Annotated in this window: 13 protein-coding genes; 9 read left to right on the top strand and 4 right to left on the bottom strand. The window is 75.2% G+C overall.

The window, feature by feature from the left end; genetic code table 11:
- Positions 1 to 86: 86 nt before the first annotated feature.
- The 6 genes from rfbA (at position 87) to O4J56_RS21590 (ending at position 7309) form a co-directional block, all read left to right on the top strand.
- Positions 87 to 1061 carry a glucose-1-phosphate thymidylyltransferase RfbA gene (rfbA, locus tag O4J56_RS21615; protein ID WP_270688157.1) on the top strand — a complete coding sequence of 325 codons (975 nt, stop codon included), beginning with the start codon at positions 87 to 89 and terminating at the stop codon, positions 1059 to 1061.
- Between the two features lie 71 nt (positions 1062 to 1132).
- Positions 1133 to 2242, top strand: a complete 1110-nt coding sequence (locus tag O4J56_RS21610; RefSeq protein ID WP_270688155.1) for a DegT/DnrJ/EryC1/StrS family aminotransferase — start codon at positions 1133 to 1135, stop codon at positions 2240 to 2242.
- Between the two features lie 44 nt (positions 2243 to 2286).
- Positions 2287 to 3297, top strand: a complete 1011-nt coding sequence (gene rfbB, locus O4J56_RS21605) for a dTDP-glucose 4,6-dehydratase (RefSeq protein WP_270688153.1) — start codon at positions 2287 to 2289, stop codon at positions 3295 to 3297.
- On the top strand, positions 3294 to 4682 hold the full coding sequence (locus O4J56_RS21600; RefSeq protein ID WP_270688151.1) for an NDP-hexose 2,3-dehydratase family protein: 1389 nt from the start codon (positions 3294 to 3296) through the stop codon (positions 4680 to 4682). The genes rfbB and O4J56_RS21600 overlap by 4 nt, the downstream gene beginning before the upstream one ends.
- 217 nt (positions 4683 to 4899) lie before the next feature.
- On the top strand, positions 4900 to 6021 hold the full coding sequence (locus tag O4J56_RS21595) for a sensor histidine kinase (protein ID WP_270688149.1): 1122 nt from the start codon (positions 4900 to 4902) through the stop codon (positions 6019 to 6021).
- A 70-nt stretch (positions 6022 to 6091) separates the two neighbouring features.
- On the top strand, positions 6092 to 7309 hold the full coding sequence (locus O4J56_RS21590; protein ID WP_270688148.1) for a sensor histidine kinase: 1218 nt from the start codon (positions 6092 to 6094) through the stop codon (positions 7307 to 7309).
- An 11-nt stretch (positions 7310 to 7320) separates the two neighbouring features.
- On the opposite strand, the gene pcaB is transcribed toward O4J56_RS21590, so the two are convergent.
- Genes pcaB through O4J56_RS21570 form a run of 4 tightly spaced genes read right to left on the bottom strand, consistent with a single transcriptional unit; the run spans position 7321 to position 12941 of the window.
- Positions 7321 to 8760, bottom strand: coding sequence for a 3-carboxy-cis,cis-muconate cycloisomerase (gene pcaB, locus O4J56_RS21585; protein ID WP_270688147.1), 1440 nt, complete (start codon positions 8758 to 8760; stop codon positions 7321 to 7323).
- Positions 8757 to 10757: an FAD/NAD(P)-binding protein gene (locus O4J56_RS21580; RefSeq protein ID WP_270688146.1), complete on the bottom strand. Its 2001-nt coding sequence runs from the start codon at positions 10755 to 10757 to the stop codon at positions 8757 to 8759. The genes pcaB and O4J56_RS21580 overlap by 4 nt, the downstream gene beginning before the upstream one ends.
- Positions 10754 to 12340 (bottom strand): class I adenylate-forming enzyme family protein, encoded by a 1587-nt coding sequence (locus tag O4J56_RS21575; protein WP_270688144.1) that lies wholly within the window; start codon positions 12338 to 12340, stop codon positions 10754 to 10756. The genes O4J56_RS21580 and O4J56_RS21575 overlap by 4 nt, the downstream gene beginning before the upstream one ends.
- Before the next feature lie 43 nt (positions 12341 to 12383).
- Positions 12384 to 12941, bottom strand: a complete 558-nt coding sequence (locus tag O4J56_RS21570; RefSeq protein WP_270688143.1) for an SRPBCC family protein — start codon at positions 12939 to 12941, stop codon at positions 12384 to 12386.
- A gap of 199 nt (positions 12942 to 13140) precedes the next feature.
- Here O4J56_RS21570 and ispH point away from each other — a divergent pair, with 199 nt between their 5' ends.
- From ispH to O4J56_RS21555, 3 genes are read left to right on the top strand one after another with little or no spacing between them, the layout of a single operon-like run.
- Positions 13141 to 14085 (top strand): 4-hydroxy-3-methylbut-2-enyl diphosphate reductase, encoded by a 945-nt coding sequence (gene ispH / locus O4J56_RS21565; protein WP_270688141.1) that lies wholly within the window; start codon positions 13141 to 13143, stop codon positions 14083 to 14085.
- Positions 14086 to 14116: 31 nt separating this feature from the next.
- The gene (locus O4J56_RS21560; RefSeq protein ID WP_270688139.1) at positions 14117 to 15160 is read left to right on the top strand and encodes a polyprenyl synthetase family protein; all 1044 of its coding nucleotides are present in this window, start codon (positions 14117 to 14119) and stop codon (positions 15158 to 15160) included.
- 48 nt (positions 15161 to 15208) lie between these two features.
- The gene (locus O4J56_RS21555; protein ID WP_270688137.1) at positions 15209 to 17032 is read left to right on the top strand and encodes a 1-deoxy-D-xylulose-5-phosphate synthase; all 1824 of its coding nucleotides are present in this window, start codon (positions 15209 to 15211) and stop codon (positions 17030 to 17032) included.
- The last annotated feature ends 69 nt before the right edge of the window (positions 17033 to 17101 follow it).

Here is a 17101-nt window from a genome sequence, read left to right as displayed (position 1 = left end):
GCCCGCCCCGGGGCGCGCGGTGCCCCGGACCCCTCCCGGGTGCTCCGGACCGCGGGCGCGCGACCGCCGACCACCGGAGGCCGTCCATGAAGGGCCTGATCCTCGCAGGGGGCAGCGGCACGAGGCTCCACCCCATCACCAAGGGGGTCTCCAAGCAGCTGCTGCCGGTCTACGACAAGCCGATGATCTACTACCCGCTGTCGGTCCTGATGCTCAGCGGGATCCGGGAGATCCTGGTGATCTCCACCCCGCGGGACCTGCCCGCCTTCCGCCGCCTCCTGGGCGACGGGTCGTCCCTGGGGCTGGGCATCGACTACGCCGAGCAGGACGAGCCGCGCGGCCTCGCCGACGCCTTCCGCATCGGCGCCCGGCACATCGGCGCCGACCCCTCGGCGCTCGTCCTGGGGGACAACATCTTCCACGGGCCCGGGCTGTCCTCGCTGCTGTACCACCACGCACGGGCCGTCGACGGCTGCACGCTGTTCGGGTACCCGGTCTCCGACCCCGAGCGCTACGGGGTGGCGGAGGCCGACGCCGAGGGGCGGCTGCTGTCCCTGGAGGAGAAGCCCGCGCACCCGCGCTCCGACCGCGCGGTCACCGGCCTGTACTTCTACGACGAGCAGGTGGTGGACATCGCCGCCGGCCTGCGCCCCTCCGCGCGCGGGGAACTGGAGATCACCGACGTCAACCGGGTCTACCTGGAGCAGGGCCGGGCGCGGCTGGTCGACCTGGGACGGGGCTTCGCCTGGCTCGACACCGGCACCCACGACTCGCTGCTGGAGGCGGGCGAGTTCGTGCGGATCCTGGAGCGGCGCCAGGGCGTCCGGATCGCCTGTGTCGAGGAGGTCGCGCTCCGGATGGGCTTCATCGGGGCCGAGGCCTGCCACCGGCTCGGCGAGCTCCAGGCCGGGTCCGGGTACGGCCGGTACCTCATGGAGCTGGCGGCCGCCTTCGACAGGGACGGGTCCTCCGGGTTCGACGCGCGGGCGGACCTGGAGCCGCCGTTCCGCGGAGCCCCGGGGGAGGGGGCGGAGCCGGCGGCGCTCGGCGCCGCGCGGTGAGGCCGCCCCGCCCCGGCGCACTCCGGCCGGGAACGCAACGCAGGGCACGCGACGCACGAATGGAGACGTGAATGACCATCCGGGTCTGGGACTACGTGGAGGAGTACGGCGAGGAGCGCAAGGAGATCCTCGACGCCGTCGACCGGGTCTTCTCCTCGGGGCGGCTCGTCCTCGGCGAGAGCGTGCTCGGCTTCGAGCGGGAGTTCGCCGCCTGGCACGGGGTCGACCACTGCGTCGGCGTCGACAACGGGACCAACGCCATCGTCCTGGCGCTGCGCGCGCTCGGAGTGGGGCCCGGCGACGAGGTCATCACCGTGTCGAACACGGCGGCCCCCACGGTGGTGGCCATCAACGCCGTCGGCGCGGTCCCGGTGTTCGTGGACGTCCGCGACGAGGACTTCCTGATGGACACCGGCCAGGTCGCCGCCGCGATCGGTCCGCGCACCAAAGTGCTGCTGCCGGTGCACCTGTACGGGCAGTGCGTGGACATGGGGCCGCTGCGCCGGCTGGCCGCCGAGCACGGCCTGGCCGTCCTGGAGGACTGCGCCCAGGCGCACGGCGCCCGGCAGCACGGCACCCTGGCCGGAACCACCGGCGACGCGGCCGCCTTCTCCTTCTACCCGACCAAGGTGCTGGGCGCCTACGGCGACGGCGGGGGCGTGATCACCCGGAGCGCCGAGACCGACCGGCGGCTGCGGCGGCTGCGCTTCTACGGGATGGACGACGTCTACTACACGGTGGAGACCCCGGCGCACAACAGCCGCCTCGACGAGGTGCACGCCGAGATCCTGCGGCACAAGCTCGCCCGGCTCGACGCCTACATCGAGGGGCGCCGCGCGGTCGCCCGGCGCTATGAGGAGGGGCTCGCCGGAACCGGCCTGAGGCTGCCCGCCACGGCGCCCGGCAACGACCACGTCTACTACGTGTACGTGGTCCGCCACCCGTGCCGCGACGAGATCCTCAAGGCGCTCGCCGCCCGGGGGATCGAGCTCAACATCAGCTACCCGTGGCCGGTCCACACCATGACGGGCTTCGCGTACCTGGGCTACGGCGAGGGCGACCTGCCGGTGACCGAGGCGATCGCCGGGGAGATCTTCTCGCTGCCGATGTACCCCTCGCTGTCACCGCGGGTGCAGGACGAGGTCATCGGGGCCGTCCGCGAGGCCGTCGACGCGCTCTGAACCGCTCCCGGCCGCCCCCTCGGAGGAACTCGGAGGAAGAGGACATGAGGATCCTGGTCACCGGTGCCGCCGGGTTCATCGGCTCGCACTACGTCCGGATGCTGCTCTCCGGCGCCCTGCCCGGGGCCGAGGGCGCCCGCGTCACCGTCCTGGACCTGTTCACCTACGCGGGGAACAGGGCCAACCTGCCCGAGGAGGGGCCGCGGCTGGAGATCGTCCGCGGCGACGTGTGCGACGCCGACCTGCTCGCCGGTCTGCTGCCCGGGCACGACGCCGTGGTCCACTTCGCCGCGGAGAGCCACGTGGACCGCTCCATCGGCGGGGCCCACGCCTTCGTGCGGACCAACGTCCTGGGCACCCAGACGCTGATGGAGGCCGCGCTCGCGGCGGGGGTCGGGCGCGTCGTGCACGTGTCGACCGACGAGGTCTACGGGTCCATCGCGGAGGGGGCGTGGGACGAGGAGGAGCCGCTGGACCCCAATTCCCCCTACGCCGCCTCCAAGGCCGGATCGGACCTGGTCGCCCGCGCGTACGCGCGCACCCACGGGCTCGACGTCCGCGTCACGCGCTGCTCCAACAACTACGGCCCCTATCAGCACCCCGAGAAGCTGATCCCCCGTTTCATCACCAGCCTGCTGGAGGGCGGGCGCGTCCCGCTGTACGGGGACGGGGGCAACGTCCGCGAGTGGCTGCACGTCGACGACCACTGCCGCGCGGTGCACCGGGTGCTGGCCGCGGGGCGCGCGGGCGAGGTCTACAACGTGGGGGGCGGGTCCGGCACGACCAACCTCGCCGTCACGCGCCGGCTGCTCGCGCTGTGCGGGGCGGACGAGTCGGCCATCGAGTGGGTCCCCGACCGGGCCGGGCACGACCGCCGCTACGCGGTGGACGACACCAAGATCAGGCGGGAGCTCGGCTACCGCCCGCTGGTGCCCTTCGACGAGGGGCTGGCCCGGACGGTGGCCTGGTACGCGGAGAACCCCGGCTGGTGGCGGCCGCTGCGGCAGGGGGCCGGGGCGCCGCTGGAGGCCGCGGCCGGAGAGGGGGCGCGGTGACCGCGGGACTCCTCGGCCCGGAGCTGCGGTGGCGGCACGACGCCTCCGCCGGTCCGCGGCTGCGCCGGTCGGGCGCGGCGGGCACGGGCGGCGCGGCCGGGGACGTCGTCCGCTGGCTCCGCGAACGGGCCGAGGCGGGCGGGTTCGACGTGCGGCGGATCCCCTTCGCCGAGCTGGACGGATGGGGGTTCCGCGAGGGCACCGGCGCCCTGGCCCACCGGAGCGGGCGCTTCTTCTCGGTGGAGGGCCTGCACGTGGTCTCGGAGGCCGGGCCGGTGGCCGAGTGGTACCAGCCCGTCATCGACCAGCCCGAGGTGGGGATCCTGGGCATCCTCGCCAAGGAGATCGACGGGGTGCTGCACTTCCTCATGCAGGCGAAGATGGAGCCCGGCAACCCCGGCCGGGTGCAGCTCTCGCCGACGGTGCAGGCGACCCGCAGCAACTACACGCGGGCGCACGGGGGCCGCCCCGTGCGCCACATCGAGCACTTCACCCGCCCCGGCGCCCGGGTGCTGGCCGACGTGCTCCAGTCCGAGCACGGGTCGTGGTTCCTGCACAAGAGCAACCGGAACATGATCGTCGAGGTCGGCCCGGACGTGGAGGTCCCGCCGCACGAGGACTTCCGCTGGGTCACCCTGGGCACCCTGGGTGAGCTGCTGCGCATGGACGGCGTGGTGAACATGGACGCCCGCACGGTGCTGGCCTGCGCGCCGGTGGAGGAGTACGGCCCCCGCGCGCTGCACGCCGATGCCGAGCTGCTGTCCTGGTTCACCGGAGAGCGCTCCCGGCACCGGGTGCGCGCGCGCAAGGTGCCGCTGTCCCCGCTGCCCGGGTGGGTGCGCGAGGACGACCGGGTGCGGCATGAGAGCGGGTGCTTCTTCGACGTCGTCGCGGTATCGGTGCGGGCGGGGACGCGCGAGGTGGCGGGGTGGAGCCAGCCGCTGGTGGCACCGCGCGGGGTGGGGGTGGCGGCCTTCCTCGTCCGCAGGATCGGCGGGGTCCCGCACGTGCTCGTCCAGGCCCGCGCCGAGGGCGGGTTCCTGGACACCGTGGAGCTGGGGCCGACCGTGCAGTGCACCCCGGGCAACTACGCGCACCTGCCCGCCCGGGCCCGGCCGCGCTTCCTGGAGGCGGTGCTCGCGGCCCCGCCGGAACGGGTCCGCTACCGGGCGATCCTCTCCGAGGAAGGGGGGCGGTTCCTGGACGCCCGGATCTGCTACACGGTGGTGGAGGCCGACGGGGACGAGGCCCCCCTGGCGGCTCCGCCCGGCTACCGCTGGGCCACCCCCGCGCAGCTGACCTGGCTCGTCAGGCACGGCCGCTACCTCAACGTCCAGGCGCGCACGCTGCTGGCCTGCCTCACCACCGGGGCGGTGCGCCTGTGACGCACGGCCGCCGACACCTTCACGCGGCGACCGAATCGGGGTAGTTTGCCGGGGACGGCATTGTATGCCCCGAATACGGAGGCCCACGGGGCGCCACGAGGAACGGGCCGACGGCGCAGGTGGACCTTCCGAAGGGACCGGGATGCCGAGGGAATCGACGCAGTGGACCCCGGAGGCCGGCCGCCGCCCCCCGGCAGCGGGTCCCGGCGGTGCCCGTATGGCGTCCACCCTCGCCTGGGGCGTCACCGCCACCGTGTTCGGCGGAATGTGCGTGGTCGCGTTCGTCAACGTGTACAGCCGGGCGCTGGGCCCGGCCGCCACCCTGCTGGCCGGCGTCTGCATGGCCGCCCTCTTCGCGCTGCAGATGCTGCAGTGCGGGTGGGCCGGGTGCCCCGAGCACCGGCGGGCGGCGCGCGCCGTGCTCGCGCTGCAGCTGCTCATCGCCTTCCCGCCGCTGCTGCTGTTCACCCAGAGCTGGCTGGGCATGCTCGGCTTCGTCGCCGGAAGCGCCCTGCTCGTGCTCCCCCGGGCCGCGGGCATCACCCTCTTCGGCGCCGTCGCCGCCGGCGCGACCGCCGCCCAGGCCGTCGTCTCCGCCGAGCTGTGGCCCCTCGGCTACACCGCCGTCTCCACGATGGTCACCGGGCTCGTCGTGTACGGCCTGTCCTGCCTGCGGGTGCTCGTGGGCGAGATGGAGCGTGCCCAGGCCCGCATCGCCGACAGCGCCGTCGTCGCGGAGCGCCTGCGCTTCGCCCGGGACCTCAACGGCCTGGTCGGCGAGGAGCTGTCGGCGATCGCGCTCAAGACCGAGCTGGCCCGCCGCCTGGTCGAGCGCGACCCGGAGCGGGCGCGGCACGAAGTGGAGGAGGTCCTCCAGGTCGGCCGCAAGGCCTTGTCGGACGTCCGGTCCGTGGCGCACGGCTACCGTGACCTGTCCCTGGCCGAGGAGTTCCGGTCGGTGCGCTCGGTCCTGGCGGCGGCCGGAATCCGCGTGCGGATCCACGCCGACCACGGGGACCTCCCGCGCCCCGTCGGCACGCTGCTGGCCACCGCGCTGCGCGAGGCCACCACGAACGTGCTGCGCCACGCCCGGGCCGAGGAGTGCGCGATCAGCGTGGTCCGGGAGGGGGACGCGGTCCGCGCCGAGGTCTCCTGCGACGGCGCCGACCCGGGGGCGGAGCCGCCGGGGGGCCGCTCCGGGGGACTGCGCACCCTGTCCGAGAGGGCGGCCTCCCTCGGCGGCACCCTGACCGCCGAGTATCTGGACGAGGGCCGGTTCCGCCTCGCGCTGGAGGTCCCCGTCCCCGAGCCCGCCCGCTCCACCGCCGCCTTCGGCTGACGGGGCGCGCCCCCGCCGCCCCCGCCGCCCCCCGCGACGACGACGAGGACGAGACGGAGAAGAGAACGCGGTGACCCCAACCCTGAGCACCCCCTCCCCCGCGCCCCCGCCGCCGGTGGCGGGGGCGGCCGCCTGGTTCGTACCGGTCGCGGTCATCACCGGCATCTTCCTCACCAACCTGCACGCGGCCCTGGCCGGGCCGCACGCCCCCGACTGGACGGCCCTCGCGGTCGTCTGCCTGGTCCTGATGCTCGCCCTGCAGCTGGTGCTGACCCTGAGCGCCGGCGGCCCCGGCCGCGGCCGCCGCGGCCTCCTGATCGCCTCCACGGTGATCGGGGGGCAGGCGTGCCTGGTGTACCTGCCCGCCCTGTACTTCCAGCACCCCTGGATGGGGATCCCCGGCTACCTCGCCGGAAGCGTCCTGTTCGTGCTGTCGGCCAAGGCGGGCTGGCTCGTCTTCATCGCGGTGGCGGCGAGCGTGGCCTTCACCCACCGGCTGCTCAACACCCTGGAGGCCGGTACCCCCTCGGACCCCCTGTTCATGTCCGTCCAGGTGGTCATCACCGGCCTGATCGTCTACGGGCTCTCCCGGTTCCGCCAGATGCTCGGCGATCTGCGGCGGGCGCAGCGGGCGCTCGCCGAGGCCGCGGTGGTCCGGGAGCGCCTGCGCTTCGCCAAGGACCTGCACGACCTGATGGGGTACGGCCTGTCCGCCATGGTCCTCAAGGCCGAACTGGTGCTCCGCCTCGTCCCGGGCCACCCCGACCGGGCCCGCACGGAGCTGGACGAGATCCTGGACATCAGCCGCCGGGCCCGCGCCGACCTGCACACCGTGGCGCACGGCCACCGCGACCTGTCCCTGGAGGAGGAGTGCCGGTCCGTGTCCGGTGTCCTGGCCGCCGCGGGCGTGCGGGTGCGGATGGACGCCGACGGTGTGGGCCTGCCGCCCGCCGTGGCCACGGCGGTGGCCACGGTCCTCCGCGAGGGCACCGCCAACGTGCTGCGCCACAGCGCCGCCGAGAACTGCGAGATCCTCCTCGTCCGCGAGTGCGGCCGGGTCACCGCCTCCATCGTCAACGACGGCGTCGGGCCCGAACCGGACCGCCCCGCCGACCGCGCCTCCGGGGGCCTGGTCAACCTCTCCGAGCGGGCCGCCGCCCTCGGCGGCGGGCTCGTCGCCGGGCGCCTGCCGGGGGGACGCTTCCGCCTGGCCGTGGAGCTGCCGGTCCCCCGCAAGGGCGAAGAGGGGGACCGGGCCCGGGACGGCCGGCTGCCCGCCCCCGGCTGAGGCGGGCCCGGTCAGCGGCCGCGGCCGTCCAGGGAGCGATCGGCCAGGGAGCGATCGGCCAGGGCCGCGGCGGCGCCGGTGTAGTCGGCCGGGTCGCACAGCGCGGCGAGCTCCGCGGCGGACGGGGCGCCCGTGGGCCCCCCGCCGCCGGCCTCCCGGGCCAGCCGGTCGGCCACCGCCTCGGCCAGCGGCCGACCGGTGCGCACCGACTCCGCGGCGCCGTCCGACACCAGCTCCCGGGCGCGCACCCGCCCGAGCGCCGGTGCCAGGGCCGCGGCGACCCGCTCGCTGGTCAACGCGCTCGCGGTCAGCCGGAGGTTGCGCTCCATGCGCTCCGGGCGAGGCTCCAGCCCCCGCGCCAGTTCCACCATGGTGTGCGCGGCCCCGCCGGTCAGCCGCAGGCATTCGCGCAGCGGCTGCCACTCGGCGTGCCAGCCCCCCGCGGAGCGCTCGTCCTCGGCCGCCAGGCACTGGTGCAGGACCGACGCGAGCGCCGGGACCTGGAGCGCGGCGCTGCGCACCATCGTGGCCAGGACCGGGTTGCGCTTGTGCGGCATCGCCGAGGAGGCGCCCCGCCCCGGCGCCCCGGGCTCGGCGACCTCGCCGACCTCGGTGCGGGACAGGGTGAGCACGTCCACGGCGGCCTTGCCGAGCGCGCCGGCGGTGAACGCCAGCACCGAGGCCAGGTCCGCGACGGGGGAGCGCAGCGCGTGCCAGGGCAGGGCCTGCGGGGCCAGACCGGTCTCCGCCGCGAACGCCTCCACCAGGCGGTCGGCGGAGCGGCCGGGGTCCTCCGGGGCGTCCCCTCCCGCCGGCGGCGCGGCGTATTCCAGGTACCCGCCCAGGGTTCCGGCCGCACCGCCCAGCGAGACCGGCAGGCCGCCGTCGAGCAGCCGGTCGATCCGCCGCGCGGCGTCCAGGAACAGCCGGCGCCAGCCGGCGGCCTTCAGGCCGAAGGTGGTGGGCACCGCCTGGAGGGCGAGGGTCCGCCCGGCCATCGGGGTGTCCCGGTGCCGCCGGACCTGCGGCTCCAGGGCGTCGGCCGCCGCCGCGAGGTCGTCCCGGACGGCCGCCAGGGCGCGTCGGCACACCAGCATCGCGGCGGTGTCGAAGACGTCCTGGCTGGTGGATCCCCGGTGGACGTACTCGGCGGCCTCGGGGGAGCGCTCGGTGACGGCCCGGGTGAACGCCGCGACCACGGAGACGACGGGGTTGGCGTGCTCCCGGGAGGCGAGCGCGAGCGCGCGCGGGTCCAGCCCGTGGTCCGCGGCCGCCTCGGTGATCACCGCCGCGGCCCGTTCGGGGACCGAGCCCAGCCGGGCCTGCGCGCGGGCCAGTGCGGCCTCGGCGTCGACCATCGCCTGGAGCCACGCCTCGTCGGACACGGCCGCCTCCACCGGCGTGCCCGCGCGGACCGGGGAGAGCAGCCCGGTGTCGGAGGGGCCGCTCACACGACCACCCCCGCGGCCCCGGCGTCCGCCCCGGCGTCGACTCCGGCCCCGGCGGGCCGCAGGCCGAAGGGCACGTGTGCGACCGGCTCCAGGGCGAGCACAGCGCGGGCGATCGCGTCGGAGTCGCCGAGCGTGACCGAGTCGACGCCGGGCCGGGTCCCCGCCGCGGTGACCCAGTGCACCGACTCCGTGGGCACCCCGTAGGCGAACCGGCGCGGATGCGTCCTGCCCTGGCCGTCGACCAGCCGGTAGGGGCGCTCGGTGACGGTGAGGCCGCCGGCCTCGTAGGGCGCCCCCGGGCCGCCGCGGATGACATAGGGGGCCGCCTGGTCGGTGTCGAGCAGGTGGCACAGCAGCGGGTCCCGGGTGCGGCGGATGTCGGGCTCGGGGAGCCGGGCCTCGATCAGCACCCGGGAGCGCACCGGCTCCCCGGGCACCTCCGGCGAGGAGGCGGTGAACCCCGGCCGCACGGTGTCGAACCGGACCTGGGTCCCCGGCCCGGCGACCTCGGCGACCCCGGCCTCGATCAGCGCGATCAGCTCGCGGATCCGGGAGGGCGGCGGGCCGATGGACAGGTAGGCGTTGAGCGGCGTGTACCACCCCTCCAGCTCGTCCCGGTAGGACGAGCCGGCCAGGCCGCCGTGGTCCACCGCCAGCCGGATCTCGTTGCGCAGGTCGCGCAGCACGTCGAGCGCGGCCTTGAGCGGGCCGGTCACGTTGCCCAGCTCGGCCTCGCGGACGTCCTCGCGCAGGTGGTCCAGGAGCCAGGAGCGAAAGTCCGCCCGGTCGGCGAACCGCCGCCCCGCGCACGGCCGGGCGATCCGCTCCCAGCTCCACCGGAGGCCGGGGGGAACCGCGAAGGCGTCCAGCACGCCGTCCGCCTCCCCGGCGCCGGCGTGCAGGTAGCGGTCGGCGAACGCCGCCCGGTCCGCCGCGCGCCCCCCGGCGGCCAGGAGCGCCTCGTAGTAGACGCACTCCACCTCCCGGGCGATCAGCGGCCACAGGTCGGTGGAGAAGCGCAGGCCCTCCGGGCGGGCGCGGCGGAGCCGCGCGACCGTGTCCGGGGTGAGGAGCCGGGCGTGGTGGCGGCCGTGGGCGCCCTTCTCGTTCCGTCCCCGGGAATGGTAGGGGACGCCCCGGCGGGAGAAGGCGTGGATCACCGGCTCCCGTCCGGAGGGCCGGTAGACCAGGCGGCCGTCCCGCTCCTCGAAGCGCCCGCCGCGCCCCTCGGTGAGCAGCGCCATGTAGTCGAAGAAGGTCAGTCCCAGGCCCCGGACCAGCACGGGGGCGCCCGGGGCGATCCCCTCCAGGTCCACATCGGCCGGGTTGGCGGGGGTGAGGTAGGTGAGCCGGTGGATGCGGGCGAGGCTGGCGGTGCGCTCCTGGCGCGCGGTGAGCCGGGAGGCCAGGTGCCCCTGCGCCAGCACGACGGCGTCCAGGTCGTTCAGCCGGGTGCCGTCCTCCAGGCGCAGGCCCTGGGGTCCCCCGGGGACGCCGTGCACGTCGGCCATGGCCACGGCGCGGGAGCGGTGCACCCGGATCCGGACCCCGGGCGGGGCCTGCCCGGCGATCCGGGCGAAGCAGGCCTGCAGGTACCGTCCGTAGAACGCCCGGGTCGGGTACGCGTCGGGGCCGAGCGCCCGCGCCTCCCGCAGCGTCGCCCCGTCCGCCTCCTCCCCGCCGAACAGCGCCAGGTCGCGCGCCCATTCGTACAGCGTCGGCCCGGGCTCCACCGGCCCGCCGATGTCCGCGCTGTCGTCGGTGTACACGGTGATCTGCGAGGCCACCGTGTTCATCAGCAGCACCCGCGACTGGCCGGGGCGCCACACCCCGCCCGCGCCGGGCGGCGACGGGTCGATGAGGTGCACGGTGATGGGGCGGCCCGAGCGTGCGGCCCGCTCGTTGGCGCACAGCCGCTCCAGCACCGACAGCCCGCGCGGACCGGCGCCGACGATCCCCACCGCCAGGGGGTCCGGCGCCCGCGTCGCGCCGGTCACCGGGTCCGCTCGGAGGGGACGGCGCCCTCCGAGGCCAAGCGGCCGGCCAGCTCGATCCGCTTGATCTTCGTGGTGGCGGTCTGCGGAAGCTCGTCCAGCCGCCGGTGCACCGGGGCGCCGAGCGGGGGCAGGTCGGCGACGGCCCGCCGCCAGGCGCCCTCGTCCAGCGGCCGGTCGCCGCGGGTGGCGACCACGGGCACCGCCGTGCCGTCCGGGGACGGCACGATCACCACCTCGACCAGGTCGGGCAGGCGGGTGAAGAGCTTGTCCTCCAGCTCCAGCGTGCTGGCGATGCCGGGGATCTCGTCGACCTCCCGGTCCAGCAGGTGCAGGCAGCCCCAGGGGGTCCGGTAGCCCAGGTCGCCCATCCGCCACCAGCCGCCCCGGGCCTGCTTCTCCCAGCGGTGGTGCTCGCCCAGGTAGGTGACGATCCGGCCGTCGCTGGTGACCTCGATGAAGCCGGGGTTGTCCCGGGTCACCGGCCGGCCGTCGCGGCTGACCACCCGGACCCCGGTCATGCCGGGGAAGGGGCGGCCCACGCAGCGCCCGTCGAAGTCGGCGCCGCCGCGGCGGCTGTAGGTGCGGGCCGCGATCGGGCCGACCTCGCTCTGCCCGTAGGCCTGGGCGAACAGCGGCAGGGAGCGGCGGGACGCCGACAGCATGCGCTGCACGGTCCGCGGGTGGATCGCGTCGAAGGTGCTGCTGAAGTACTTCACGTTGGCCAGCGGGGCGCCGGGGGCGTCGGCCAGCTCCTCCCAGCGCAGGAAGGTGTTGGGGTGGGCCTCGATGAACCCGGGGCGCACCCGGGTGAACACCTCGGCCACCGACGCGGGGTCGTCGTCGCGCAGCACGATCAGCGGGTGGCCCTGCAGCACCGAGATCGGCATCGCGGTGTACATGCGCGAGTGCACGAAGGACACGTGCACGGCGACCGGCTCGCTGCGCGCCACGGCGGCGGCGACCACCGCGGCCTGGGGGCGGTAGCGCGCCTGGAAGGTGTGCCCGGTGTGCACGGCCAGCTTGGGGACGCCGGTCGTGCCGGAGGTGTGCGTGACCATGGTGGGGTGCTGCGGCGGCATGGTGACCGGGCGGACCCGTGCGCACCCGGCCAGCGCGGCCAGCGGTGTGGCGCCGGGGTGGTCACCGGAGGCCAGCAGCACCCGCTCGCTCAGCCCGAGGACCTCCTCGGGCAGCGACCCCTCCAGCTTGGCCCCGTCGGTGAGCAGGTAGGGGCGGTCCACCCGGCGCAGCAGCTCGGCGACGGTGGCCCCGTCCAGCTTGGGGGAGAGCATCACCGGGATCGCCCCGATCCGCGCCACCGCGCAGGCCAGCAGGGAGATGTCGAACCCGTCGGACTTGTGCACGACGACGTGGTCGCCCGGGCGCACCCGGACCGACCACAGCCGGGAGGCGGTGTCGGAGACCAGGTCGGCCAGCTCGGTCAGGGTCAGGCGGCGTCCCCGTTCCGGGGCGATGTCCAGGTCGTGGTCGAGGATCACGGGGCTCGCCGGGTGCCGGGCCGCCGCCCGGTCGAACAGCGTGCCCAGGCGGATGCCCGGGTTGTTGATGCGTTGCAGCAGCATGCGGTCTTCCGTCCTGGTCGTCGGCGTCTGCGGGGACGGGGCCTCAGCCCTCCTCGATCACGGCCTTGATCCGCGCGAGGGTCGCGTCGAGGTCCGAGGCGATCTTGTCGGTCCACTCCTCGATGAACCGTTCGCGCGCCTCTTCGTCGAGGTCGGCGACGATCTTGCGGATGCCGGCGGTGGCGGTGCCCATGCGGAAGCGGTGCACCAGCACCGACCCCGCCCCCTCTCCGGCGGGCTCGATGTCGAAGCCCCACACGCTCTCCTGGTCCGCGCCGGCGTGGGAGAGCATCATCCAGGCGAAGGAGCGCCCGGGCTCGGCCCGGACCACCCGGGCCTCGGTGTGCCAGGTCCCGCGGACCAGGGGGGCCCACCCAACGACGTCGTCGGGGCGGTGGTTCTCGCCGCGGAAGACCGATCCCACCGCGCCGGGCGCGCCGGAGACCCACGTGCCGCCGCGGCACTCCGGGCTCCACTCGGCGCTGCGGGGCAGGTCGCTGACGACCCGGTAGACCTCCGCGGGCGGGGCCTCCACGGGGATCCGCGCGTCGAGCTCGAACAGCGGCCGCGATTCGACGATGGAAGTCAGGGAAGCGCTCATGGCGCGCCAGCCTGGCAGCGGTCCGGGCGCCCCGGCCACGGTGCGGCGGCGGGTTGGTCAAGTCCCCGCCCGCCCGTGCGGCGGGCCCGGCCGCGACCTGATCTAGATTCCCGCGGCCGCTGGGGCACCCCTCCGGGCGCCGAATAGCTTGCCTGCCGTCAGCGCGCGCAGTGAACCCGAGCGGATCGGAGGCAGCCGAATGCCCCAGGGAAGAAGGGTCGTACTCGCGGAACCTCGGAGCTTCTGCGCGGGGGTGCGCCGTGCGATCTCGATCATCGAACTCGCCCTTGAGAAGTACGGTCCGCCCGTCTACGTCCGCAAGGAGATCGTCCACAACCACTACGTGGTCCGGCTGCTGCGGGAGCGCGGCGCCGTCTTCGTCGACTCCGAGAGCGAGGTCCCCGAGGGCGCGGTCTGCGTGTTCTCCGCGCACGGGGTCTCCCCCGAGGTGCGCCGGGTGTCGGAGTCGCGGTCGCTGGACGTGATCGACGCGACCTGCCCGCTGGTCTCCAAGGTCCACCAGCAGGCGGTGCGCTTCGCCCGGGAGGACCGGGTGCTGTTCCTCATCGGGCACGCCGACCACGAGGAGGTGGAGGGCACCTACGGGCACGCGCCGGAGCGCACGGTCATCGTCGAGACCGCCGCCGACGCCGAGGCGCTCGACCTGCCGCCGGACACCCCTGCGGCCTACCTCACCCAGACCACGCTCTCGGTCGACGAGACCCGGGACATCATCGCGGTCCTCCAGCGGCGCTTCACCGACCTGCGCGGTCCGGGGACCGACGACATCTGCTACGCGAGCCAGAACCGCCAGGACGCGATCAAGAGCGTCGCGCCCGTCAGCGACCTGGTCCTGGTGGTCGGGTCGCGCAACTCCAGCAATTCGATCCGGATGGTCGAGGTCGCCCGCGGCATGGGGACCCCGGCGCACCTGGTGCCGGACGCGGGCGAGTTCTCCGCGGAGTGGCTGGAGGGGGTGGAGACCGTGGGCGTCAGCGCCGGCGCCAGCGCTCCCGACGTCCTCGTCGAGGAGCTCCTGGAGGTCCTGGCCGGCCACGGCTACCGGAACGTGGTGACCGACCGCGTCGCGACCGAGGACGTGGTGTTCTCGCCCCCGGCCAAACTGACCCGCCCGGCGGTCTGACCCCCCGGGCCCAGGAGCGGAGGAGACGATCATGACGGTTTCGGCGGACGAAGAGGTCCACGGCCTGCGCCTGCGCCTGCTCGCGCGGGTGGAGGAGCGGCTCGCCGGCGTGCTGGACACCGAGCGCGCGCGGTGGTCCGCGGTCGACCCGCGGGGCGCCTCCCCGGCGGCGTCCGTGGCCCACCTGGTCGAGGCGGGGGGCAAGCGGCTGCGGCCGGCCTTCTGCCTCAGCGGGTTCCTCGCCGCCGGCGGGGACCCCGACAGCGGGCTCGCGGTGGACTGCGCGGCGGCCCTGGAGCTGATCCACGTCGGCGCGCTGATCCACGACGACGTCCTGGACGCCGCCGACGAGCGCCGGGGCCGGCCGGCGGTGCACACCAAGCACGCCGCCGAGCACGCCGCGCGCGGGTGGCGGGGTGAGTCGCGCCGGTACGGGGAGGGCGTGGCCGTCCTGGCCGGGGACCTGGCGGACATCCTCGCCGACCGGCTCACCGCCGGCCTGCCGCCGCAGGCCCGCGCGGTCTGGAACGAGCTGCTCACCGAGATCGTCATCGGACAGCACCTGGACGTGGCGGTGGCGGCCGAGTCGGTGGTCGACCCCGGGCTGTCCCGGTGGATCGCGGTGTGCAAGTCGGGCCGGTACAGCATCCACCGGCCCCTGCTCCTGGGCGCCTCCCTCACCGGCCGGACCGACCTGGCCCCCGTCTTCGAGCGGTACGGCGAGGCGCTGGGGGAGGCGTTCCAGCTCCGCGACGACCTCATCGACGCCTACGGGGACGGCGGCGCGGCGGGCAAGCCGGTCGGCCTGGACCTGGAACGGAACAAGATGACCCTGCTGCTGGCCACGGCGGTGCGGCGGGACGCGGGCGTGCGCGCCCTGGTGTCGGCGGAGGAGTGGGACGTGCCCGCGCTGCGCCGGCGCCTCACCGAGATCGCCATCGGCGAGGAGATCGAGGCCCGCATCGACGGCCTCCACCAGGAGGCCCTGGACGCGCTGGACCGTCCCGGGGTCCCCCCGGCCTGGCGGGACGAGCTCGCCGCGATGGCCCGCGAGGTCGCCTACCGCGACCGCTGACGGCACCCCTGCACGCCGCACCGCCCACCGGCGGTCTAAGGAGTGAACATGTCCCTGCTCGACCAGGTCGACGGTCCCGCGCGGCTGCGCGGCATGACCGCGGACCAACTCACCGAACTCGCGGCGGAGATCCGGGCGTTCCTGATCGAACGGGTCTCCGCCACCGGCGGGCACCTGGGCCCCAACCTGGGGGTCGTCGAGCTGACGATCGCGCTGCACACCGTCTTCGAATCGCCCCGGGACCGGCTGCTCTGGGACACCGGCCACCAGTCGTACGTGCACAAGCTGCTGACGGGCCGGCGCGCCGGGTTCGAGCGGCTGCGCAAGGGCGGAGGGCTGTCGGGGTACCCCTCCCCGGCCGAGTCCGAGCACGACCTGGTGGAGAACTCGCACGCCTCCACCGCGGTGTCCTACGCCGACGGCCTGGCCCGTGCGGACGCCTACGCCGGCAGGACCGACCGGTCGGTGGTCGCCGTCATCGGCGACGGCGCCATGACCGGCGGCATGGCCTGGGAGGCCGTGAACAACGTGTCCGGCGCGGACCGCCCGCTGGTCATCGTGCTCAACGACAACGAGCGCTCCTACGCCCTCACCCCGGGCGGGGTGGCCGGGCACTTCGGCGACCTGCGCTCCCGCGGCTCCGCGCACAGCGTCTTCGAGCAGGTCGGGCTGGCCTACATCGGGCCGGTGGACGGGCACGACATCGCCGCGCTGCAGGAGGCGCTGCGCCGCGCCCGGGACCTGCGCATGCCGGTGGTGGTGCACGCCGTCACCGAGAAGGGGCGCGGGTTCGTGCACACCGAGGACAACGAGCTGGACCGGGGGCACGCCGTCAAGCCGATGGACCCCGCGACCGGCCGACCGCTGTCCTCCTCCTCGGGGACCTCCTTCACCGCGGTCTTCGGCGAGCGGATCACCGAGATCGCCGAGCGGCGCGAGGACGTGGTGGCGGTGACCGCCGCCATGCTGGAGCCGGTGGGGCTGCTGGGCATGCAGAAGCGGTTCCCCGAGCGGGTCATCGACGTGGGCATCGCCGAGCAGCACGCGGTGACCATGGCGGCGGGCATGTCGATGGGCGGCGTGCACCCGGTGGTGGCCATCTACTCCACCTTCGTCAACCGCGCGCTCGACCAGGTGCTGATGGACGTGGCGCTGCACCGCCGCGCGGTCACCTTCGTCCTGGACCGGTCGGGGGTCACCGGGGACGACGGCCCCAGCCACAACGGGGTGTGGGACATGTCGGTGCTCCAGGTGGTGCCGAACCTGAGGATCGCCGCCCCCCGCGACGCCACGCGCCTGGGAGAGCTGCTGGAGGAGGCGGTGGCCTGGGAGGACGGCCCCACCCTGGTCCGCTTCCCCAAGGGGGCGGTGGGCGGGGACGTGCCCGCCGAGGCGGTCTTCTCCGGGGTGGACGTGCTGCGCAGGAGCGGCCCGCTGGACGTGCTCATCGTCTCCGTCGGCGTGCTGGCCGGGGTCGCCCTCGGTGTCGCCGACGCGCTGCGCGAGCAGGGGATCGGCGTCACCGTCGTCGACCCCCGCTGGGTGGCGCCGGTCAACCCCGGCCTCGCGGACATGGCGCGGCGGCACCGCCTGGTGGCCACGGTCGAGGACAACAGCCGCACCGGCGGCGTCGGGGCGACCACGGCGCAGGCGGTCCAGGACGCGGGGGTCACCACCCCGGTGCGCTCGTTCGGGGTTCCCCGGAGGTTCCTCGACCACGGGAGCCGGGCGGACGTGCTCTCCCTGTGCGGCCTGACCGTCCAGGACATCTCCCTGTCCGTCTCCGAGGCGCTCGCGGCGATCGATGGGGGCTCCGAGGACGGGGAATGGGACGGCGAACTGGCACGAATGTCCACAGCGGAGGAGAAGTGATGTCCGTCGATCTCGGAATGCCCGCCACCCCGCCGCTGCGACTGGCGGAGCGGCGCCACTCCCGGCAGA

It is taken from the genome of Nocardiopsis endophytica, from assembly GCF_027706725.1.
Taxonomy (GTDB): Bacteria; Actinomycetota; Actinomycetes; order Streptosporangiales; family Streptosporangiaceae; genus Nocardiopsis_A; species Nocardiopsis_A endophytica.
This window is presented reverse-complemented; position numbering and strand designations above follow the sequence as displayed.